Here is a 16,988-nt window from a genome sequence, read left to right as displayed (position 1 = left end):
GATTTTCCTCAATGATTTCGACTTTTAGTTGCTGTCGAAGTCGGTATAAAAAAATGGATAATGCTGGAGTGTCATTATCCATATAAATAGCCCTCTTTTTAGGCTGTTCTGGTTATTCTCTGCCTAAATTTGTAATTGCTGTTTAATAGCGTAGTGTTGCACCAATCGATGCTAAACGTCCGCCATTGATGTAATAACTACCACTGCCATAGGCTGTACGATATTTACTATCACCGACGTTTTGTACATTGGTGAATAGTTTTAAATGATCATTCACATTGGCATATGCATGTAAGTCAATACGTAAATGCCCTGGAATGGATACATCATCGTATTTGGAGTTGTCCGACTTACCATTTGCGGTGAGTGTACTCGAAATACCATACACTTCATCCGCCCAACCTGCGGTAAAGCTCGCACTTTGGCGTGGTCGACGGCTCAGATCATCGCTAGTTTCATCATTCTTAGCCTTAGCACGGACATAATGATAAGCGACATTAGCATAAAGATTTTTTCCTTGCCATTTTGCGTAGACCTCACCACCTTCCATCGTGGCTTGATCTTTATTTTGATTTTGGTATACGCCATAACCATAATCATCACAATCAGAAATACATTCAGAATCGATCAGGTTGTCTATCTCAGTGCGATAGAGTGAGATACCTGTTTGAATCGATGGTGCAAATTGATGGTCTAAACCAATTTCATACGAGACACTTTCTTCAGGCTTTAGCTCTGGATTGCCACCATAAGCATATAAATCATTAATACTTGGTGCACGAAAAGCACTGCCAATATTGCTGTAAATACTGGTTGCAGGTGTGAAGTGATAGCGAATAGCACCTTGCGCAACAGTATGTTCACCATATTTTTCATTATCTTCTACACGGACACCAACTTGGGTATTGAGCTTTTGACCGCTAAACTGATGCTGTAAATAATAGCCTGTGGTATCTACGCTTTCATCAATTGGCGAACCATAGCTGATGACATCTGCTTCACTGTTGCGGTGTGTTGCACCAATAAGAAGGTTTTGTGTCGTGGTGAAATCCCATTTGCCATAAAGCTCTGCTTCTTGGCTAGTACTATGGACAAAATCAGTTGAATCATTTTGATCAATATTATCTTGAAATTGCGATGCGCGAGCATGAATCGCCATGTTTTCATTGAGATTAACTCGACCTTTGAGGTTGACCGCTTCATTGCTAAAATCCTGTGATAGATTTTTAAAGCCGACAAAAGCATAAGTCGTCGGGTCGTAATCGCCTGTGACGTAGGTTGAACTGCCTTGATTTTGGTTATAATCTATGGAAGCTGCATAATTTTGCTGTTCCGTCCCAACTTTAGCGCTCAAGCCCTTTTGGTCGTAGTCCGCAGTTTTTAAATTGCTTTGTTTAAAATCGGTAACTGGTGTACCGTCGGTTTCTAAACGTTGACCACGGACTTGTGCATAAAAACCATTTTCAGCCAAATCTGCACCGATTATGGCTTTATAGGTATTATTTTCACCGTATTCACCCGTTAAGAATCCACCACTTTTTTCAGGTGTTTTACTGACGAGTTGCACCACACCACCGATCGCATCGGTACCATATAAAACCGATGCAGGGCCTTTTAAAATTTCAATTTGTTTGATGTCAGTGGTATCAATAAATCCTAATGAGGCAATACCTGCAGTGGTGCTATTGAGACGCACACCATCACGCAACACTAAAGTTTGATCGGACTCTGCACCACGAGTAAAAATAGACGCTTGTTGACCATAACCACCAAGTTGCACCATATTAATTGCTGATTCAGCTTGTAATAGATCAGGCAAAGAGGCGATTGGTGACTGTGCTAAAGTATTTTCGTCAATCACGTGAACACGTGCTGCAACGGTATTTAGGCTTTGCGCAGAACGTGTTGCGGTAACGACGATCGGATCGAGTTTTACAATGTCTTGTGAATTGCTTTGTTCAGCCAATGTCGTTGTACTTGCACAGGCAATAGTAATCGCACCAACCAATGGCGCAACAGGGAAGTTTTTAAACATATCAAGCTCCAGACATTCACCCCACGTGAATGATGGGTTAAAGGCGGTAGCAAGTAGGTATCCGGACTTCGATATATCAAAATGGTTATGGTTCATCATCTTGATTGCTATACACCTTCCCACAATATGCCAGTTGGGCTTTGCAGTGGTGTCAGTGTATCGTTTTGCATCGTCACACTGAAAAATAACAGTTTCATCGTTACCGTTGCGGGGGCAGTATTGGGCTTTCACCAATTTCCCTAAGACGAATTTCTTTTAAATATTAAAAAAAAACTTCGCAACTTGTTACAAATTGGCAACATTATAGAAGTTTAGGTGGTTTTTCTCAACAAAATTAGCGATAGATTTAAGATTCTGAAAAAATCTATTGAGATTTTGCATTACAATATGATGCGAATTTCTAAATCACTGATTTTAAGTTTCGATTTTCAAGTTGCAGTTTTTAAGTTAGTTTTCCATTTTAAGAAATCACAGGTTAGCCATGAGTATGATGCAACGTGTACGCGCCAAGATTTGCGGATTGACACGTATAGAAGATGTGCAAAGTGCAGTCGATGCAGGTGTAGATGCCGTGGGTTTTGTGTTTTATCCACCCAGCCCTCGTGCAGTGACTGCGAGCCAAGCAAAAAGTCTTGCACCGCATGTGCCTGCGTATGTGCAGATCGTGGGTTTATTTGTGAATGCTACGCTTGAAGATGTACAAACCGTATTGCAAAGTGTTCCGCTAGATGTGATTCAATTTCATGGCGATGAATCACCTGCGGAATGTCAGCGCATTGCCAATAGCGTTGGACGACGTTGGTACAAAGCCCTTCAAGTTAAAGCGGATCTTGATGTGGTGGCTGAGATTGAAAAATATCATCAGGTCGGTGCCAGTGCAGTTTTGCTTGACGCTTGGCATCCAGAACTCAAAGGTGGCACGGGACAGGCATTTGACTGGACGAAATTTCCTAAGCTCGACATTCCTGTGATTTTGGCAGGTGGCTTGACCCCTGAGAATGTTACAGATGCAATAAAAATGACTTGTCCGTATGCCGTAGATGTCAGCGGTGGTGTAGAATCAGCCAAAGGCATCAAAGATCAACAACGCATTTTACAATTTATGCAAGGAGTCCAATGTGGATCAACACAATATGAAGCAAAATAGCCAGATCGATTTTACTCAATTTCCAGATCAAAAAGGGCATTTTGGTATTCATGGTGGTCGATTTGTCTCTGAAACGCTCATGGCGGCATTACAAGATTTGGAACAATTGTATTTGCGCATGAAAGATGATGAACAGTTCCGTGCGGAATTTGACCATGATTTGGCGCATTATGTTGGTCGTCCAAGTCCGCTGTATTATGCCGAGCGTTGGTCGAAAGAATTGGGCGGTGCGCAGATTTATCTCAAGCGTGAAGATTTAAATCATACAGGCTCACACAAGGTCAACAATACCATTGGACAAGCCTTATTGGCGAAATTGTCTGGGAAAAAACGCATCATCGCCGAAACGGGTGCAGGGCAACATGGCGTAGCAACGGCAACGATTGCCGCACGTCTTGGGTTGGAATGTGTGGTGTTCATGGGTGCAGAAGATGTTAAACGCCAAGCGATGAATGTCTATCGCATGCGTTTGCTTGGTGCAACCGTTGTCCCTGTAGAAAGTGGCTCAAAAACCCTGAAAGATGCCATGAATGAAGCGATGCGTGACTGGGTCACCAATGTGGATTCGACTTATTATGTGATCGGTACAGTGGCAGGACCACACCCATATCCACAGTTAGTGCGTGATTTCCAAGCGATCATTGGGCGTGAAGCAAAACAGCAAATCTTAGCGCAAGCAGGTCGTTTGCCTGATGCGTTGGTTGCTTGTGTCGGTGGTGGCTCGAATGCAATGGGATTATTTTATCCATTCTTGAATGATAGCGATGTGTCGATCTATGGTGTCGAAGCGGCGGGTCATGGCGTGGAAACAGGTAAACATTCTGCACCACTCAATGCAGGTCATGTTGGTGTGTTGCATGGCAACCGTACTTATCTCATGTCGGATGCGCAAGGTCAGATTATCGAAACCCATTCGATTTCGGCAGGTTTGGATTATCCAGGGGTTGGTCCAGAACATAGCTTCTTAAAAGATATGCAACGTGTCAATTATGTGCCGATCAATGACTCCGAAGCTTTGCAAGGCTTCCGTGATTTGACCAAGATCGAGGGCATTATCCCTGCATTGGAAAGTGCGCATGCTATGGCATACGTGACGAAGCTTGCGCCAACGATGTCCAAAGATCAAATCATCATTGCCACGGTATCAGGTCGTGGAGATAAAGACTTGATGACTGTTGCCAAGATTGATGGCATTCCGATGGTTGATCTGTAATTGATCAGCTAGACGTTAGCCTTAGATGGTAATCATGATGCACGTCATCGTGATTGCCTTTTAAAGACAATGGATTGCCACGGATTTGGCAATGATTAATACAATAATGATTTAAAATGTAGACGATCAGCATGCTTGATCAATTTGCGACAACAGGATGTTTTTATGCAACTTATCCAAGACAATGCACAGCCACATTTCGGACGTTTTGAGCAAGCACCAACGTCATTTAATATCCAAGAGTATGACAATCCTTTTTTAAGTCAAGCATGGCGTCGCAAGTTACGCTTTAAAAAGTTTAGTTTTGTCGGGATTCAGCATCAGCATTACACCATCGGCTTAGCAATAGTTGATTTGGCTTGGGTAGGGCATGGTTTTTATTATTGCTACGATCGAAAGAATGATCGTTTTATCGACCTGCATGGCTTACAGCCCTTCGCACGGAAAACCCAATTGCAAACCCTTGATCGTATGCAAAATGCGAGCTTTTTTAAGCATCACGATTTACAGATTGAGCTGAAAGAACAAGGCGATCAACGTCAGATTCAAGTCACTCGACAAGGCGCAACATTATGTCAGGCAAATATTAAAAGAGTGCAGACTGAACCGTTATATATGTGTAGCCCGACAGGCATTCGAGGTTGGACATTTACTCATAAATCGATGGCGCTCAACGTATCTGGGCACTTCTATGATGCAGAGGGTTCGCAGATTTATTTTGATGATAAAAGTTTGGCGAGTCTTGATGATAGCTGTGGTTTCTTACGTCCTGAAACGGAATGGTTTTGGCTCTCTAGTCAAGCGCTGATTAATGGTCAGAAAATTGGCATCAACCTCGCCAGTGGCGTCAATGAAAGCTGTGGTAATGAAAACTGCCTATGGGTGGATGGCAAAATTTATCCTTTAAACGATGCGATTTTTCAGCAACAAGGCAACAATCTATGGAAAATTTATAGCTTAGATGGTGCAATTGATCTGCGTGTCACAACAGCGTGGCGACGTTATGAAAATACCAATCTGATCGTTGCAGCGAGTCAATTTAGCCAGTGGATTGCCAGCATCGATGGGCGACTTAAAACAGCTGATCAGTCGGTGACTTTTCATCATGTGCATGCTGTGCTCGAACAGCACTATGCCAAGTGGTGATTTGCTTAATTCATCAATCTGAGAAATGACCATAAAAAAAGCGCTTGATGATCAAGCGCTATACTCTAGGAAAAGACTAAACTCTAGATAAGTAATAAAAAGTTCAAATATGGATCAATAGCCTGCCTGCCAAAACGCATGCCCAGCTTTGATCGGGTCGCCAGTTTCTTCATAAACTTTTAGCCATACATCATATTGATGAATCACAGGATGTTGGTTCGGGTGGAAGTCTTTCTTAAACCAATCCAAATATTCGCTTCTCATACGTGTCATGATGCCCTGTTTTCCAAAGAACCACGGCAAACCCTTGCGGAACATATTGAAGCGTTCACGGCGACTAAAGCCATCATGATCGAGCATGATATTGGCACGGTACATAGTGAAGCCAAACATCAACACTGTTGTTAAAGCAAGCGCAAACTTACGTGTTGCTTCAGGCACTTCACCGACTTGCTTCATCACATCGAATGCAACGTCACGATGTTCCATCTCTTCGATCGAATGCCATGCAAACAATGCGCGTGCATAAGGGTGTGCATCTCCAAGCGTTTCTTTATAGTTATAAAATGTGTGTGCCATCAATGCGGTGAGATGCTCGGCTGCTGCGGTCATAGCAATATTGTATTGTGGCGAGCGTTTGGTCAGTTCAAACTTAAAAATCTTTTTAAGCATTGTCGTAAACTGATCAAGTGGCATGCCTTGTTCTTTCATTAAGTCATTCATTTTGTCATGGGCAATGCCGTGCTGTGCTTCTTGACGGATAAAGTCTTTGACCTTTTGTTGTAGCTCAGGATCTTCAATCTTGTCTCGGAATAGTCGAACAGATTCGATAAAGTAACGCTCGCCCTCAGGAAACGTTAGGCTCAGCGCATCAAAAATGCGAGTGCGGAAAGGATCGTCGCCAAACCAAAAGCGTGGGATGTCGTCCAGTTTAAAATCCAAGTTGGTACGAACCACTGGATCAACCTTTTGATGCTGTACGAGTGCATTCATTTTTATTTTCCTGCTGTCTTGATGATGTCATTATGGACGAGATTGTTCAAAAATGTTTTGACAGATCAAGTCAAATTTTATACAAATGACGACATTGTACAATCTCGAGTGTCAAGTTATGACTGTAAAACTCATCGTCGGATATTTACGCTTGATGCAACGTGTGATGAATCACTATGAGCTGACTTGGGAGAAGTTATCAGTTCAAGATGTTCTGGTACGTGCCTTTCAACAGAGTTTGCACGATGACCAACGCCACGAATTTGATGCCGATCAATATACCCAAATCATGCAAGCCATGCAGGTACATTTTGAGCGACCTATTGGCTTGGTCATGGCAGAGCATTTGGCACTTCAAGATATTGGGCTCATGGGTTATTTGGCATCGACCAGCATAGATCTAAAACAAGCGTTTGAGTTGTTTCAGAAATATTATTCATTGCTTTATAAAATGACTAATATCGAAGACATGACGGTCTTTGATGATCGAGAGTGTTTTTCAATTCAATGGCATGGTGGCTTTGTACGTTGGCAAAGTTTTTATGAATTAAATTTGGCGATTTTATTTCAATATATTCAGCTGATTGTGCAAAAAGAAGAATTGATTCCACCGAAAAAAGTTGCATTGGGTTATAAGCCTCAATTTGCACTGATTCATTATGAAAAGTTTTTTGAAACGAAGATTGAAATTATTCCAGCGCATTATCTGATCACTGTACCTAAAAGTAATTTAGAAGTTAAAAGCAACGCATCGGATCAAGCTTTGAATGAAATGTTGTCCATCCAAGCACAGCAGTCGATTGAGCAAAGTAGTCAAAACCTCAGCGCCAAGCAATTTCGGCATAAAGTGGTGACAATGATCGAGCAAGGTTTACAACAAGATCTGCAAACCATCCAAGCCTTTGTCGCAGAACAAATGTTTTGCTCTGAACGAACATTACAACGGCAACTTTTACAGTTTGATTTGCATTTCCAAACCTTATTGGATGAGTTTCGCTTTGAGCGTGCGAAGTCGTTACTCATTACAGGAAAGCACCTTTCTGAAATCGCTCAGCAACTGGGTTATTCTGATCAAAGTGCTTTTGGACGTGCATTCAAACGCTGGTCAGATATGACACCGAAGCAGTTTATTCAGTCGAAAAGAAGCTAGTATTGCTCAAGATTTTACGATCAATATATTAAGTCACTATCAAAATAAAGCTAACTGGTCACATTCAGTTTCACGACACTAAAATAATCTGTGCTATATGTGATGATTTAAAACGAATTCGATAAGGATTGAACGATGAATATTCAAGAAATGACAGGTTTGGAAATCATGCAAGCGTTTGCACGTGGCGAGATTCCTGCGCCAAGTATCTGTGAAACGATACCGATGCAACCTGTCGAGGTCGAATATGGTCGTGCGGTATTTTCTGCACAAGCGGATAAACGCCACACCAATCCTTTAGGTGGTGTGCATGGTGGCTTTGCAGCAACGGTTTTGGATTCGGTGACGGGTTGTGCTTCGCATACTGTTGTAGGTGCAGGTGAGGGTTACGGCACAACAGATTTGAACATCAAAATGTGTCGTCCAATCCCGTTTGACACCAAGATGATTGCTGAAGGGAAGGTCATCAATGTCGGACGAAATTTGATTATTGCGGAAGGTTATATCCGTGATGAAGTAGGGAAAATCTATGCGCATGCAACAGCAACCAATATGATTATTCGCCGTTAAGCGAAACAGATTCCAATTTCAATAAAAAAAGCACCGATGACAAGGTGCTTTTTTATGAGCAGTGAAACTAGACCGTAGCAGATGCCGTGGTTTTTGGTTTCCCTAATCCTGTGAAAATCGCCAAGATGGCAAAGATTGCGAGCAACCAGCAGTAGTAGACATTGCCAATCAATGCCAGTGGAGAAATGCTTGCAATCGAGCTTGCGAGTAAGATTTGTGCGCCATAAGGAATGACACCTTGTACCACACACGAGAAGATATCCAGTAAGCTTGCACTACGCTTCGGATCGACGCCATACTCAGCGGCAACTTCACGTGCAACATCACCTGAAAGTAGAATCGCAATGGTGTTGTTTGCCACGAACAAGTTAGAGAAAACCACCAAGAAGGCAATACTGACTTCACCTGCACGTTGACGAGCTAGACGAAGCTTTCCTGAAAAGGAATAGATGCGTTGTAATAACCATGCTAAACCGCCTTGCTTTTGAAGCATCGCAGACAAACCGCCTAAGAATACGGAAAGCAAAGTCACTTCAAACAAATTCACAAAGCCGTCATAGATCGAGTTGCTGAATTTCACCAAGCTATATTCAGGAGTAAAGAATGTGCCGAATAAACCTGAAACTAGAATCCCGACCATCAATACGGCAAGTACGTGCAAGCGGGTAAATGCTAAGAAAAACACCACCAAATAGGGAATAATTAACCATGCGTTAAAGTCTTTCACTTCGATTGCATTGTGGTGTGAAAAGCCAATCACGGTATAGATCACGATCGCTAGGATACTCGCAGGTAAGGCAATCCAAATGTTGCTTTTAAACTTATCTCGAAGTGTCACATTCTGACTTCGTGTCGCAGCAATCGTCGTGTCTGAGATCATCGACAAATTGTCCCCAAACATCGCACCGCCGATGACCGCACCAATGGTCAGTGGTACTGCCAAATCTGTCGCCTGAGTAAAGCCGAAGGCAATCGGTGCACAGGCAGCAATCGTACCCATCGACGTGCCCATTGCCGTAGCAATAAATGCTGAAATGATAAACAGCATCGGCAAGACGAACTGTACAGGAATTAGAGATAAACCAAACTGAACCGTGGCATCGACACTACCAATCACGCTACTGACATTGGCAAATGCCCCTGCAAGCATGAACACCATCAACATCAAGATTAGATTTGGATGGCTTGCGCCTTCCAAGAAGTCATTGATGGCTTGATTGATTGGTTTACGTGCTAAAAAAACAGCCAAAATTAATGCAGGTAAAACAGCAACAGGTGCTTTAAGTTGATAAAAGGCGAAGTCTGTACCGAGATAAGTATGATAAATCCCACTACCCAAGAATAATGCTAAAAACAGTAGCAAAGGTAACAGTGCCAATGCACTTGGGCGGATTTTTTGAATTTCTGTGGCGGTCATGTGTCGCTAAACTTTAGAAAATAGCCCTCTAGTATAAAAAAATTACAGATTTGTACAAATAACAAAAAGCAAAATTCATATCAATTAACGGATAAAAGGTGCTTTTACAGCAAGCTATGTATTGAAAGTGCGTTGAGCATTTATAAAAATCACGTGCAAATTTTGATACAAAGTATCATTGAGTGATTGGATTTAAATTTTTCAAATGCTTTCCAAGTTTTAAAGATAAAAAACATTCACCAAAAACTGCACTTTCTGCCGAATTTTCTTTATGATGGCAACAACACGATGTAATGGTAGGAAATACAATCTCATGTCACGTTTGGCACAGCGTTTTGCACAGTTACAAGCAGAAAATAAAAAAGCATTGGTGAGTTATGTGATGGCAGGTGATCCAACGCCGTCAGTTACTGTACCTTTGTTGCATGACATGGTTGCAGCAGGTGTGGATATTTTGGAAGTGGGTTTGCCATTTTCTGACCCGATGGCAGATGGTCCGGTGATTGCAGTGGCTGCTGAGCGTGCGATCGCAGGCGGTACCAATACTTTAGATGCGATCCAAATGGTCAAAGAGTTCCGTCAGAAAGATCAAGATACACCAGTGATTTTGATGGGTTATCTCAACCCTGTAGAAGTGATTGGCTATGAAAAATTTGTGGAAATCGCCAATGATGCAGGTGTCGATGGTTTAATTTTGGTGGATTTACCACCTGAAGAAGCAGAAAGCTTTGATGCGATCTTGGCAAAGCATGATATGGATCAAGTGTTTCTCCTCGCACCGACCTCGACTGATGAGCGTATTGCCCATGTGGTGAAACAAGCGCGTGGCTTTATTTATTATGTATCGCTCAAAGGCGTGACAGGTGCAGCGACATTGGATATCAAGTCGGCGGCAGAACGTATTGCCAAGATCAAGCAAGTGACCGATTTACCTGTTGGTGTCGGTTTTGGTATTAGCGATGCAGCATCAGCCAAAGCAATGGGTCAGGTTGCTGATGCAGTGATTGTTGGCAGTGCATTTGTGAAGCCATTTGCAACACTTTCACCGAGTGAGGCAAGTGCCAAAGCGGTGGAAAAAGTCAAAGAATTACGTGCTGCTTTAGATGAGTTATAAGCGCAACTTCTAAAAATAGCGCAGTGAAATGAATCGGTTGGACAAAACTTGGATGTGTAGACATGAGTGAAGTGAAGCAAGAGCAAAAGCAAGACGAGAAGCAGAGCTTGTTACAAGGTAGCTCATGGTTTGAACGTGAAGTGCCGAGCGTACAAGTTCCTGAAGAAAATAAAAATAAGCCACTGTTTACAGAGCCGACTATTGAATGTCCAGAATGTCATGCCTTGGTTACACGTACGGCGATGTCATTTAACTCCTATGTGTGTCCGCAGTGCGATGAACATTTGCGTATGAAAGCACGTGACCGTTTGAATTGGTTTTTTGATCAAGTCAATCAAGAGCTCGGGCAGGAGTTTTCTGCTGGCGATCCGTTGACTTTTGTTGATAGTCGCCCTTATCCACAGCGTATGGAAGAGGCACAGCAAAAGACTGGTGAAACCGAAGCTTTGATCAGTATGCAAGGTCAAGTCAATGGCGTGCCGATGATTGCGGTGGCTTTTGAGTTTGAATTTATGGGTGGGTCAATGGGCACAGTGGTCGGTGATCGCTTCGTCCAAGCTGCTGAATTGGCTTTGAAACTCAAACAACCAATGATCTGCTTTGCTGCATCAGGTGGTGCACGTATGCAAGAGGGCATGTTGTCTTTGATGCAAATGGCACGGACTTCGGCAGCCATCGAACGTCTGCATAATGCAAGTATTCCCTATATCGTGGTGATGACCAATCCTGTCTATGGTGGCGTAACTGCATCGTTAGCCATGCTTGGTGATGTGCATCTCGCTGAGCCAAAAGCTATGATCGGCTTTGCGGGCAAGCGTGTTATCGAACAAACGGTACGTGAGAAACTCGATGAGCCATTCCAACGTGCAGAGTATTTACTTGAGCACGGCGCGATTGATCAAATTGTGCATCGTCACGCATTACGAGATACAATCTACCGTATCGTAAGTAAACTGATGAATCTCCCTTGAGCCAGCCCAATTCTGATCAAACATTAAATATTCCAACAGCGCACGATCCATTACAGACATGGCTTGACTATTGGACTTCGGTTCATGTCACAGCTATTGATCTTGGTTTAGAAAGAGTGCTTCCAGTCGCTGAAGCTTTGGCGATTCTCAAGCCGAATCTTCAAAACAATGTCAAAGTCATCACGGTAGCAGGGACGAATGGTAAGGGCTCAACCACAACGACCATTGCCAGTATCCTCAAAGCCAGTGGCTATAACGTCGGTTTATATCAATCGCCACATATTTTCCAGTTTAATGAACGTGTCCGTTTAAATGGTCAGCCTGTCGATGATGCCTTACTCATTGAAGCTTTCGTCGCTGTGGAAAAAGTCCGCCAACAATGCAATCTCACCTTATCTTTTTTTGAAGCGACCACGCTTGCGGCGTTTTATATTTTTAAACAACAAGCCTGTGATGTTTGGGTGCTTGAAGTCGGTCTAGGCGGTCGGCTTGATGTGGTCAATATCATTGATGCAGATGTGGCAGTGATCACCAATATTGGCTTGGATCACGTCGATTGGCTCGGTGATACCATTGAAAAGATCGCTTTTGAAAAAGCAGGTATCATTCGTCCAAATATTCCAGTGATTTTTGCAAGTAGCCAAGATTTACCTCAAGCGATTGCCGTTAAAGTCGCAGAATGTGATGCCAAGCTGATTCAATTCAATCAAGATTATTTTATCAATGAAGATCAAAGTAACGATGCAGATAGTTGGTATTTAGCAACTTCAGCCATGACGCTGCGCTTGCCACATGGACATTTGGCACAGATCAATCAAGCTGCTGCCATCATGGCGGTATTGCAATCGGGCTTAAACATTTCCCAAGATGCGATTGCACAGGGTTTAGTGCAAGCAAAGCTCGCAGGACGTTTCGAACTGCGACAATTTCAAGGGCAACAACTCATCTTAGATGTGGCGCACAATCCACATGGCGCAGAATTTTTAACACAACAATTAACACGATATTTACAATTACATCCTGAAATCCGCCATGTAAATGCGGTATTTTCTATGCTCGATGATAAAGACATTATCGGTGTGATCAAATTATTATCAAATCATGTGCATCAATGGTATATTGCGCCATTAGATGTGGCTCGTGCAGCACCGATTGCAAGGCTACAACAGGATTTGGCGCAGTTTGATCAGTCCGTTGTCGTGGCGGACACTGTGCGAGAGAGCTTTTTGCAGGCGATCGCACAGCCTACATCGGATCAATTGATCTTGGTATTTGGCTCGTTTCACACTTTAGAAGCCGTTTGGGAGTGTCTGGTGGATGACAATGAATAATAAGCAACGTCTATTTGGTGGCGTTGTGCTGCTTGGTGGTGGCGTGTTATTGGCAGCAATTTTATTGAAAGGTCAACATCAAGACGACACTCGTTCACCATTGGCACAGCCTGTCGAACAGACTGCTGAGCAAAATCAAAATGGTGAAGCGAGCGCAACAGGTGAGCAATTCGACTTGCAACCTTTAGCTGTCGATGTGGAAACCGAACGTCGTCTACTCGAAGAACAGCGTAAAGCCCGTGAAAAAGCCGTTGCAGAACAAGAGCAACTGGCAGCGCAATATCTTGCTATGCAACAACAAGCCGAAGCCGATGCCGCGCGAAAAGCCGCAGAAGAACACGCCGCCTTACTTGCATCGCGTCAGGCACAGATGCAAAGCTCAGACAATATTCCACCTGAATTGGTCGAAAGCGAACAATCAAAACTGGCTGCAGCGCAAAAAACTGCCGATGAAAAAACCAAGATCGCTGAGCAAAAAGCCAAAGAGGTCGAAAAGCTGAAACAAGATGCCGAAGCAAAACGCAAAGCCAATGAAGTAGAAAAAGCCAAGAAAGCTGACGCTGAGAAAAAGGCAAAGCAAGAAGCTGACGAAAAAGCTAAAAAGGAAGCAGAAGCAAAACGCAAAGCTGACGCTGAGAAAAAGGCAAAGCAAGAAGCAGAGGAAAAACGTAAAGCTGAAGCAGATGCTAAAGCTAAAAAAGAAGCCGAAGCCAAACGTAAAGCCGAAGATGAGAAAAAAGCCAAAGAGGCTGAAAAAGCTCGTCAGCTCTTGGAGGAAGGCGATAAAAACTGGATGGTACAAGTGGCACTGGCTGCCAACCAAGCCAATGCCGATGCTGTGACTGCCAAGCTCCAAGCTAAGGGTTATAAAGTCACCCAAAGCAAAACCACTAAAGGCGTGCGCATCATGGTTGGTCCAGCCAAGAGCCGTGAAGCTGCCGATACTACACGCAAGAAAATCGCAGCGGATAGTAGTCTCAATTTGAAATCTGCATGGGTGATCGACTGGGTGCCGCTGGATCAGCGTTAAGTGGATGGTTTAAAGAAGTGATGTAAAAGAACAGCCGTAAGGCTGTTTCTTGTTTTAACCTATTACTAATGTTAAATTATTTCTATAGCATAAGTGATCACTAAAGAATTAAAGCTATACGGTAAGATTTAGTATTAGTATAGTTAAACTCAACTAGTTTAAATCATAAAGTTATTAAGGGTTGGGCTGATACTATTTTTAAGGATGATAAATGAAGCTTAAAAAAGTTAAATTTGATGAATGTGGCTTTCGTAACTTGTTTGAAATTGAGTTGGATATTGCATCAAGGCTTACAGTTATTGCAGGACATAATGGAATAGGTAAATCTACAATATTGGGATTAATTGCAAATGGTTCTGAACTAAAAGAGCCCAAGACCTTATTTAATAAAGCATTTCGCTCTGACTTCAATGAAGTTTTCTTTTTGGACTATCATTCAGATTTCTTTTCAAGATTTGGGGGAGCCTCAAGGGCTATATTGGTTTATGAGCAAGATAATGTGGAGGTTATAAAAGAATGTACAGTTTCAGGTGCTCAAAGAGCCCCAATTAAAAAGGTAAATTTTCAAAAGTTCATGGTAAAGGTTGATAATTCACTTTTAACAGAAAAACAGCAAGAGCAATTGACTGATGATAATATTTTTATACAACGTATGAGGGTCATTCCCAGAACAAAGAATAAACTAGATAGAGAGTTTGTTGAGAGAAATGATCTTGGCGTAGCTGCTAAAATAAAAATACCGACTTTATATTTAGGAATGAGTAGAATTAGTCCAATAGGCGAATTTAATTGGGAGCAGATTGAGCAGAAAAAATTTTCTAAAATTTCAGAACGTAGTTCTAGGTTTATATATGATTTTTTTAATGCAGTAATCCCGTTTAAAGCAAACTCTCAAGACTTATATTCACATACATTTGCAAATAACAATAAGCAATCATTAGTTCCTGAGTTCGATCATTCTTCATTGTCGATTTCTCTAGGTCAAGATTCATTAAGTTCGATAGCTACAGCCGTAGCATCTTTCTATAACTTAAAAGATGTTATGGGCGATTCCTATCGAGGCGGTATTTTGGTTATTGATGAGGTGGAAGCAGGGCTTCATCCGATTGCGCAAAGAAAATTAATTGATCAGTTAAAAAAATATGCAGAACAGTTAAGCTTGCAAATCATTGTTACATCCCACTCCTTAACTGTGATTAAAGAGTCATTTACGAACGGTGATAAAGATACAGTAATTTATCTTACAGATATAAGCATTCCTAGAGTTATGTCAGAGCCAACATACTTAAAAATAAAAAATGATATGCTATTAATACCATTTAATGAAAGAAACGCTCAACAAAAGCCCATTCCGGAAATTTATGTATATTTTGAAGATGAGGAGGCTCATGACTTATTGATAGGGATTTTATCATCTTTAGATATTACAGATACATATAATACTTTTGGTAAAAAATTTATTTATGTCCCAGCAGAGCTTGGGTGCTCAAACCTATTGAAATTAAGCTCTAAATCAGATCATTTCAAGGAATCTTTAATAATTTTAGATTCAGATGTTTTTGAGGGGGCAAATAATTCGATAAAAGAAGAACTGAAAAAAAACAAAAATGTAATATTGTTGCCAGTCAATAGTGAAGAATCTTTATTCAATGGGTTGCCACCGGATAAAATTGCTTATTATTTTTTACATCAAAAGTCAGAAAATGCAAAAGATAATATGGGATTTTGGAAAAATAAAGTTCCTGACTTTTATACAAATGACTATTATCGTAACTATGTAGAACCGTTAGAGAATTCCGGACAAAAACCATCAATTAGTACGTTAGATGACTTGCAAAAAATGAACCGAAAAATTATAAAAAGATGGTATAAAAAAAATAAAGAGTGTTTAAATGAAATAGGTGTTTTTAAACTTTGGGCTTTAGAAAATGTTGATGTGTGTAAAGAGTTTGTGGAAAATTTAGCAAAAGTTATTGATGAAATTTCCATGAATAGAGTTTCTGGCCAAATGTAATTTAATATGATTTAATACGCTATGGCTAAAATACATTCTGCGCTCCGGTATCCAGGTGGAAAAGCAAAATTTGCTCCATTTGTGAAAAAATTAATTCAAGAAAACAATCTTTATGGCGATTACTTTGAGCCTTATGCAGGAGGAGCAGGGGTTGCCTTAGAGCTTTTATTTAGTGGACATTGTAAAAGAATTCATATTAATGATTATGATATTGCAATCTATAATTTTTGGAAATCAATAGTTGATGACACAGAAAATTTTTTAAGACTACTTTGTGATGTTGATGTAACAATTGAGGAGTGGTATAGGCAAAAAGATGTTTTAAATAATCCATTATTATATTCACCACTTGAACATGGCTTTGCAACATTTTTTTTAAATCGAACAAATCGTTCTGGCATTTTAAAAGGAGGAGTTATTGGTGGAAAGTTACAAAATGGAAGTTATCGGCTTGATGCTAGGTTTAACAAGATTAACTTAATGAATCGGATTGAAAAAATTGGATGTTTTAGTGGTAAAATACATGTTTATAACGAAAATACTGTATCTTTACTTGATAGAATTGATTCATTGTTGCCGAAAGGCTCGCTGATATATTTAGATCCTCCTTATTATCGTAAAGGACAAGATTTATATAGAAATTATTATCAACATCAAGATCATGTAGACATCAAGGAAAAATTAGATTCAGTATCTACACCATGGATAGTGTCCTATGATAATTGTTCTGAAATCAAAAAAATTTACAAAGGGTGCTATGGATTAGAATACCAACTTAATTACAGTGCTTATAATAAAGTTAAGGGTTCTGAAATTATGTTTTTTAGTAAGAATATAATACCCACAGCTATCTAAAA

The 16,988-nt window shown here is 41.2% G+C and carries 14 protein-coding genes and 1 riboswitch; of the genes, 11 read left to right on the top strand and 3 right to left on the bottom strand.

What is annotated here, in order from left to right; genetic code table 11:
- Nucleotides 1-142: 142 nt before the first annotated feature.
- Nucleotides 143-2,035: a TonB-dependent receptor plug domain-containing protein gene (locus ACE3PQ_RS01375; protein ID WP_374294532.1), complete on the bottom strand. Its 1,893-nt coding sequence runs from the start codon at nt 2,033-2,035 to the stop codon at nt 143-145.
- Between the two features lie 34 nt (nt 2,036-2,069).
- Nucleotides 2,070-2,329, bottom strand: a riboswitch (cobalamin riboswitch).
- A gap of 187 nt (nt 2,330-2,516) precedes the next feature.
- Between ACE3PQ_RS01375 and ACE3PQ_RS01370 the strand changes: the two genes are divergently transcribed.
- The 3 genes from ACE3PQ_RS01370 to ACE3PQ_RS01360 all read left to right on the top strand — a co-directional run bounded on the left by ACE3PQ_RS01370 (nt 2,517) and on the right by ACE3PQ_RS01360 (nt 5,541).
- On the top strand, nt 2,517-3,182 hold the full coding sequence (locus ACE3PQ_RS01370; RefSeq protein WP_374294529.1) for a phosphoribosylanthranilate isomerase: 666 nt from the start codon (nt 2,517-2,519) through the stop codon (nt 3,180-3,182).
- Nucleotides 3,169-4,395: a tryptophan synthase subunit beta gene (gene trpB, locus ACE3PQ_RS01365; RefSeq protein ID WP_374294626.1), complete on the top strand. Its 1,227-nt coding sequence runs from the start codon at nt 3,169-3,171 to the stop codon at nt 4,393-4,395. Before ACE3PQ_RS01370 ends, trpB begins: the two co-directional genes overlap by 14 nt.
- Before the next feature lie 165 nt (nt 4,396-4,560).
- Nucleotides 4,561-5,541 (top strand): DUF2804 domain-containing protein, encoded by a 981-nt coding sequence (locus ACE3PQ_RS01360; protein ID WP_374294527.1) that lies wholly within the window; start codon nt 4,561-4,563, stop codon nt 5,539-5,541.
- A gap of 114 nt (nt 5,542-5,655) precedes the next feature.
- Here the strand turns inward: ACE3PQ_RS01360 and ACE3PQ_RS01355 are convergent, their stop codons facing one another.
- Nucleotides 5,656-6,534: a metal-dependent hydrolase gene (locus ACE3PQ_RS01355; protein WP_374294525.1), complete on the bottom strand. Its 879-nt coding sequence runs from the start codon at nt 6,532-6,534 to the stop codon at nt 5,656-5,658.
- Nucleotides 6,535-6,652: 118 nt separating this feature from the next.
- Between ACE3PQ_RS01355 and ACE3PQ_RS01350 the strand changes: the two genes are divergently transcribed.
- Nucleotides 6,653-7,684 carry a helix-turn-helix domain-containing protein gene (locus ACE3PQ_RS01350; protein ID WP_374294523.1) on the top strand — a complete coding sequence of 344 codons (1,032 nt, stop codon included), beginning with the start codon at nt 6,653-6,655 and terminating at the stop codon, nt 7,682-7,684.
- Between the two features lie 135 nt (nt 7,685-7,819).
- Nucleotides 7,820-8,254 carry a PaaI family thioesterase gene (locus tag ACE3PQ_RS01345; RefSeq protein WP_374294521.1) on the top strand — a complete coding sequence of 145 codons (435 nt, stop codon included), beginning with the start codon at nt 7,820-7,822 and terminating at the stop codon, nt 8,252-8,254.
- 67 nt (nt 8,255-8,321) lie between these two features.
- Here the strand turns inward: ACE3PQ_RS01345 and ACE3PQ_RS01340 are convergent, their stop codons facing one another.
- Nucleotides 8,322-9,671, bottom strand: coding sequence for a Na+/H+ antiporter NhaC family protein (locus ACE3PQ_RS01340; RefSeq protein ID WP_374294520.1), 1,350 nt, complete (start codon nt 9,669-9,671; stop codon nt 8,322-8,324).
- Between the two features lie 313 nt (nt 9,672-9,984).
- Here ACE3PQ_RS01340 and trpA point away from each other — a divergent pair, with 313 nt between their 5' ends.
- The 6 genes from trpA to ACE3PQ_RS01310 all read left to right on the top strand — a co-directional run bounded on the left by trpA (nt 9,985) and on the right by ACE3PQ_RS01310 (nt 16,986).
- Nucleotides 9,985-10,785, top strand: a complete 801-nt coding sequence (trpA, locus tag ACE3PQ_RS01335) for a tryptophan synthase subunit alpha (RefSeq protein WP_374294518.1) — start codon at nt 9,985-9,987, stop codon at nt 10,783-10,785.
- A gap of 62 nt (nt 10,786-10,847) precedes the next feature.
- On the top strand, nt 10,848-11,756 hold the full coding sequence (accD, locus tag ACE3PQ_RS01330; RefSeq protein ID WP_374294516.1) for an acetyl-CoA carboxylase, carboxyltransferase subunit beta: 909 nt from the start codon (nt 10,848-10,850) through the stop codon (nt 11,754-11,756).
- Nucleotides 11,753-13,087 (top strand): bifunctional tetrahydrofolate synthase/dihydrofolate synthase, encoded by a 1,335-nt coding sequence (gene folC / locus ACE3PQ_RS01325; RefSeq protein ID WP_374294513.1) that lies wholly within the window; start codon nt 11,753-11,755, stop codon nt 13,085-13,087. Before accD ends, folC begins: the two co-directional genes overlap by 4 nt.
- On the top strand, nt 13,074-14,117 hold the full coding sequence (locus tag ACE3PQ_RS01320; protein WP_374294511.1) for an SPOR domain-containing protein: 1,044 nt from the start codon (nt 13,074-13,076) through the stop codon (nt 14,115-14,117). Before folC ends, ACE3PQ_RS01320 begins: the two co-directional genes overlap by 14 nt.
- Nucleotides 14,118-14,328: 211 nt before the next feature.
- On the top strand, nt 14,329-16,131 hold the full coding sequence (locus ACE3PQ_RS01315) for an AAA family ATPase (RefSeq protein ID WP_298891321.1): 1,803 nt from the start codon (nt 14,329-14,331) through the stop codon (nt 16,129-16,131).
- Between the two features lie 21 nt (nt 16,132-16,152).
- Nucleotides 16,153-16,986, top strand: coding sequence for a DNA adenine methylase (locus ACE3PQ_RS01310; RefSeq protein ID WP_298891319.1), 834 nt, complete (start codon nt 16,153-16,155; stop codon nt 16,984-16,986).
- The last annotated feature ends 2 nt before the right edge of the window (nt 16,987-16,988 follow it).

Origin of the sequence: Acinetobacter sp. (genome assembly GCF_041911495.1) — a bacterium.
In the GTDB taxonomy this organism is placed as follows: Bacteria; Pseudomonadota; Gammaproteobacteria; order Pseudomonadales; family Moraxellaceae; genus Acinetobacter.
The sequence above is the reverse complement of the archived record's forward strand: the minus strand, read 5'-3'. Positions and strand labels throughout refer to the sequence as shown.

What these genes read in the sequence shown, in the direction of transcription:
- ACE3PQ_RS01355 (WP_374294525.1), bottom strand. Translation starts at nt 6,534, where the DNA reads ATGAATGCACTCGTACAGCATCAAAAGGTTGATCCAGTGGTTCGTACC.
- ACE3PQ_RS01315 (WP_298891321.1), top strand. Translation starts at nt 14,329, where the DNA reads ATGAAGCTTAAAAAAGTTAAATTTGATGAATGTGGCTTTCGTAACTTG.
- ACE3PQ_RS01340 (WP_374294520.1), bottom strand. Translation starts at nt 9,671, where the DNA reads ATGACCGCCACAGAAATTCAAAAAATCCGCCCAAGTGCATTGGCACTG.
- ACE3PQ_RS01350 (WP_374294523.1), top strand. Translation starts at nt 6,653, where the DNA reads ATGACTGTAAAACTCATCGTCGGATATTTACGCTTGATGCAACGTGTG.
- ACE3PQ_RS01310 (WP_298891319.1), top strand. Translation starts at nt 16,153, where the DNA reads ATGGCTAAAATACATTCTGCGCTCCGGTATCCAGGTGGAAAAGCAAAA.
- ACE3PQ_RS01375 (WP_374294532.1), bottom strand. Translation starts at nt 2,035, where the DNA reads ATGTTTAAAAACTTCCCTGTTGCGCCATTGGTTGGTGCGATTACTATT.
- trpB (WP_374294626.1), top strand. Translation starts at nt 3,169, where the DNA reads ATGAAGCAAAATAGCCAGATCGATTTTACTCAATTTCCAGATCAAAAA.
- ACE3PQ_RS01370 (WP_374294529.1), top strand. Translation starts at nt 2,517, where the DNA reads ATGAGTATGATGCAACGTGTACGCGCCAAGATTTGCGGATTGACACGT.
- ACE3PQ_RS01320 (WP_374294511.1), top strand. Translation starts at nt 13,074, where the DNA reads ATGACAATGAATAATAAGCAACGTCTATTTGGTGGCGTTGTGCTGCTT.
- accD (WP_374294516.1), top strand. Translation starts at nt 10,848, where the DNA reads ATGAGTGAAGTGAAGCAAGAGCAAAAGCAAGACGAGAAGCAGAGCTTG.
- trpA (WP_374294518.1), top strand. Translation starts at nt 9,985, where the DNA reads ATGTCACGTTTGGCACAGCGTTTTGCACAGTTACAAGCAGAAAATAAA.
- ACE3PQ_RS01345 (WP_374294521.1), top strand. Translation starts at nt 7,820, where the DNA reads ATGAATATTCAAGAAATGACAGGTTTGGAAATCATGCAAGCGTTTGCA.
- ACE3PQ_RS01360 (WP_374294527.1), top strand. Translation starts at nt 4,561, where the DNA reads ATGCAACTTATCCAAGACAATGCACAGCCACATTTCGGACGTTTTGAG.